The organism is Thomasclavelia sp., from assembly GCF_017889095.1.
In the GTDB taxonomy this organism is placed as follows: domain Bacteria; phylum Bacillota_I; class Bacilli_A; order Erysipelotrichales; family Coprobacillaceae; genus Thomasclavelia.
This window is the reverse complement of sequence record NZ_JAGHEW010000291.1, coordinates 1-4,139: the sequence shown is the minus strand read 5'-3', so window position 1 is coordinate 4,139 and position 4,139 is coordinate 1. Positions and strand designations below refer to the sequence as shown.

General features: G+C 30.7%; 5 protein-coding genes. 4 read left to right on the top strand and 1 reads right to left on the bottom strand.

Annotation, left to right across the window (positions count from 1 at the left end):
• The 3 genes from J7M77_RS12915 to groL all read left to right on the top strand — a co-directional run.
• Nucleotides 1-522: MATE family efflux transporter (locus J7M77_RS12915; RefSeq protein WP_296879231.1), on the top strand; the 522-nt coding region annotated here is incomplete at its 5' end.
• Nucleotides 523-714: 192 nt separating this feature from the next.
• Nucleotides 715-975, top strand: coding sequence for a co-chaperone GroES (locus tag J7M77_RS12910; protein WP_296879229.1), 261 nt, complete (start codon nucleotides 715-717; stop codon nucleotides 973-975).
• Nucleotides 976-988: 13 nt separating this feature from the next.
• On the top strand, nucleotides 989-2,608 hold the full coding sequence (groL, locus tag J7M77_RS12905) for a chaperonin GroEL (RefSeq protein ID WP_296879227.1): 1,620 nt from the start codon (nucleotides 989-991) through the stop codon (nucleotides 2,606-2,608).
• A gap of 40 nt (nucleotides 2,609-2,648) precedes the next feature.
• On the opposite strand, the gene J7M77_RS12900 is transcribed toward groL, so the two are convergent.
• Nucleotides 2,649-3,575, bottom strand: coding sequence for an AEC family transporter (locus tag J7M77_RS12900; protein ID WP_296879225.1), 927 nt, complete (start codon nucleotides 3,573-3,575; stop codon nucleotides 2,649-2,651).
• 333 nt (nucleotides 3,576-3,908) lie between these two features.
• On the opposite strand from J7M77_RS12900, the gene J7M77_RS12895 reads away from it, so the two are divergent.
• Nucleotides 3,909-4,139 (top strand): hypothetical protein (locus J7M77_RS12895; protein ID WP_296879223.1); only part of this gene is annotated, 231 nt, incomplete at its 3' end.

The window sequence follows — 4,139 nt, the reverse complement described above, 5'->3', positions numbered from 1 at the left end:
ATGGCAGGCAGTGGCTCATATACCAAAATTGATGGTTTTGCCATTTTACCGGTATTAAGTTTATCGATGGCTCTAACTACTTTTGTAGGCCAAAATAAAGGAGCTAAGGATTATAAGCGAATTAAACGTGGGGCTAAAATTGGTATTTTAATCAGCTGTGCAGTTATTTTAGGATTAAGCGTGATCGTTATTTTGGCAACACCATATTTACTAAAGATTTTTTCAACTAATGTAAATGTAATTTCTTATGGTACATTGATGATGCAATGTTTAGCACCTGGTTATTTATTTTTAACAATTTCTCAGGCCGTTTGTGGTATTTTGCGTGGGGTAGGAAAAACTAGCATACCGATGATCGTATTAATTGGCTGCTGGTGTGTTTTTCGAGTAATTTGGGTGACGATTACTGCTAATGTTTATCATAATATTATGTTTGTTTATTTAGGCTGGCCTATTTCCTGGGTGTTGAGTACAGTAATATTACTGATTTATTATTATAAGGCAAATTGGTTACAAGAATAGTAATGTTGTTTATAATTAATATTTAAAATGGGAAAGACCAAAGTGTTTTTCCTTTTTATTTTGATAAGAAATAGGTGATTTTAAAGAAATATAAAAAATTTTAGCACTTGTGTTGACAAAGTGCTAAAAAAGATTATAATGTTTGTTAGCACTAAGGGATGGCAAGTGCTAAGTGTAAAAGGAGTGATTATGATGATAAAGCCATTACATGATAATGTTATTTTAAAAAAAGAAGAAGTAGAGAATAAAACATCTAGTGGAATTATTTTAGCAACAGAAACTAAAAAAATGCCAAGTGTGGCAAGAGTTGTTGCTTTAGGTCCTGATTGTAAAGCGGATATTAAAGAAAATGATAAAGTAGTTTATAAAGAATATTCAGGAACTAATATTAAAATTGAAGATGTAGAATATATTGTAATTGAAGAAAAAGATATTTTAGCTTGTTTAGCTTAGGAGGTAATCGAAAATGGCAAAAGAAGTTAGATTTTCAACAGACGCACGTAAAGCGATGTTAAAAGGAGTTAATACATTAGCTGATGCGGTATGTATTACTTTAGGTCCTAAAGGACGTAATGTAGTATTGGAAAAAAGTTATGGGTCACCATTAATTACTAATGATGGTGTTAGTATTGCAAAAGAAATTGAATTAGAAGATAAATTTGAAAATATGGGTGCTAAGTTAGTATATGAAGTTGCTAACAACACTAACGATGTTGCTGGTGATGGAACAACTACAGCTACTATTTTAGCCCGTAACATGATCGTTAATGGTATGAAAGCTGTTGATAAAGGCTGCAATCCGGTTTTAATGCGTGAAGGAATTGAGTATGCAAGTAAAGAAGTTGCTAAAACAATTTTAAAGAATTCACGTCAAGTTGAAACAAGCAGTGATGTTGCTAGTGTAGCTACGATTTCTGCTGGAAGCAAAGAAATTGGTGATTTAATTGCTAAAGCAATGGATAAAGTTGGCCGCGATGGAATTATCAATGTTGATGAAAGCAATGGATTTGATAATGAATTAGAAATTAGTGAAGGTATGCAATATGATAAAGGTTACGTATCTCCATATATGGTTTCTGATCATGAAAGAATGACAGTAGAATTAGAAAATCCATACGTTTTAGTAACTAATTCTAAAATTAATAATCTTCAAGAAATTTTACCAGTATTGGAACAAGTATTAAAAACTAATCAGCCATTATTGATTGTTGCTGAAGATTATGAAAACGAAGTAATTTCTACTTTAGTATTAAATAAATTAAGAGGAACATTTAATGTTGTTGCAACAAAAGCTCCTGGATTTGGTGATAACCAAAAAGAAATGCTTCAAGATCTAGCTGCTTTAACTAATGCTAAATTCTATAATAAAGACTTAAATATGAAATTAGAAGACCTTCAATTAGATGAATTAGGTACAATCAAAAAAGTTATCGTTACTAAAGATAATACTACTATGATCGGTGCTAATGAAGATAACGTAGAATTAAAAGCAAGAATTGAAGAAATTAAATCTAGAATTGCAACTGCAACAAGTGATTATGATAAAAAACAATATCAAGAAAGATTAGGAAAATTGACTAACGGTGTTGCTACAATTAAAGTTGGTGCTACAACTGAAAGTGAATTGAAAGAAAAGAAATTAAGAATTGAAGATGCATTAAATGCAACTAAAGCTGCTGTTGCTGAAGGTATTGTTATCGGTGGTGGTGCTTGTTTAGTAGAAGCATATAAAGAATTAAAACCAGTTCTTAAAGATGATAATGTTGATGTTCAAAAAGGTATCAATATTGTTATGGAATCATTATTAGCTCCAATTTGCCAAATTGCTGAAAATGCTGGATATAATAGTGAAGATATCGTTGATATGCAAAAAAATGCTGATAAAAATATGGGATTTGATGCTAAAAACGGTGAATGGGTTGATATGTTTGATAAAGGTATTATTGATCCAACTAAAGTAGCTCGTAGTGCTTTATTAAATGCTGCTAGTATTTCGGCATTATTTATCACAACTGAAGCTGGTGTTGCTGAAATTAAATCAGATGAACCAGCAGTCGCTCCAGCAATGCCTGGTGGAATGTATTAATCGATAATGAAAACGGGTTACGTTAATGTACCCGTTTTTTTTAGAATAAATAGATAATAACCATTAAAGGCATAGTAACAGCGCTAAAGATAACTGTCATAATATTCATGACACTAGCATAACCAGGATGTTTATTATATAACTGAGCAAATTGAGTGATAGTAGCCGCTGCTGGTGCGCTGGCAGCTAAAATTGTAATTAAAAATATTTGGCCAGCATCATTTGTAAGCATAGTTAAGCCCGATAGTTTAAAAACAGCAATGATAATGATTGGATAAATGATTAATCGCATTAAGGCAATTAAATAAGTTCTTTTTTCGCTAAAAATATTTTTAAAGTTCATCTCACCAATCAACATGCCAATAACGATCATTGCTAAAGGTCCCAACATACCACCAACAGTACTAAAAGTTGATAAAATTAAAGCAGGCGGTTTAATTTGAAATAAAAACATACATATTCCAAGAATAATGGCAATGACATTAATATTTAAAATAATCTTCTTTAAATCATAGTTTCTTTCATTACAAACTAAACTTTTAGCATGTGTCCAAAGTAAGATCGTTTGAATAACCATATAACCACTAGTATATAATACCCACTCATTACCTAAAATAGCTCCCACTAAAGGAATGATTAAATTACCCGAATTAGAATAAATGACCGTAGCTTTTTCAATTGGGGCTAAACCAAAAATTTTTCCTAAAAACTGGGTCAAAGGAATATAAATAAGGTGGACGATCAAAGCTCCTAAAAATGATAATCCTAAACCAATTAATTTATCTGGTGTAAATTCAATTGCAAATGATGTTAAAATAGCACATGGTGAAGCAACGAATAAAACAATCATTGAAATGATCTTACTATCATCAGTAGTTAAAGTGTGGCTTTTAACTAATAAAAAACCAAAAAAGATCATGATAAATAATTGTAAAATCTGTTGCAATAATAAAATACTTAATTCCATCTTTTTTCCCCTTTTTCTTTTCTTCAGGGATTTTAACACATATATTGCTATTTATTATGGTTATTTCACAAGATGAAACAAGAAGGGTGTGTTTTCAACATCAGCGCTAAGGTTACTGTAAATATTTTATAGGGGCAAGCCTTTTATACATTTGCATTATATCGCTGGTTTCTATTTCGTTAAGTTGTAATAAATTTGAGTTTAGGAAAAAAATAAAAACGGACAGAATTTAAATATCTTTCTATCCGTTTCATCCCGTTTTATAAGGAAAATCAGCCTCTTAAATGATATAATAATTTTAACACAATAAACAAAATTTAGGAGGTATTTTCCATGAACTATTTTACCACAGATCTATATGAAACTAAAAGCGAAATTGTTAATGTTGATAAGATTATTTTTAATGGTCTTTCCAAACCGCAGCAAAAGTTTGTTATGGATATGTATTTTAATCTTGCTTCTTCCAAGAGTGACCTTCTAAGTGAAATTGGAAGAAGTCTTCATGAAAATATCAGATTTATCAATACCGTTGACCGTCTTTCTAATCGTCTTGAAAGTTTTAGT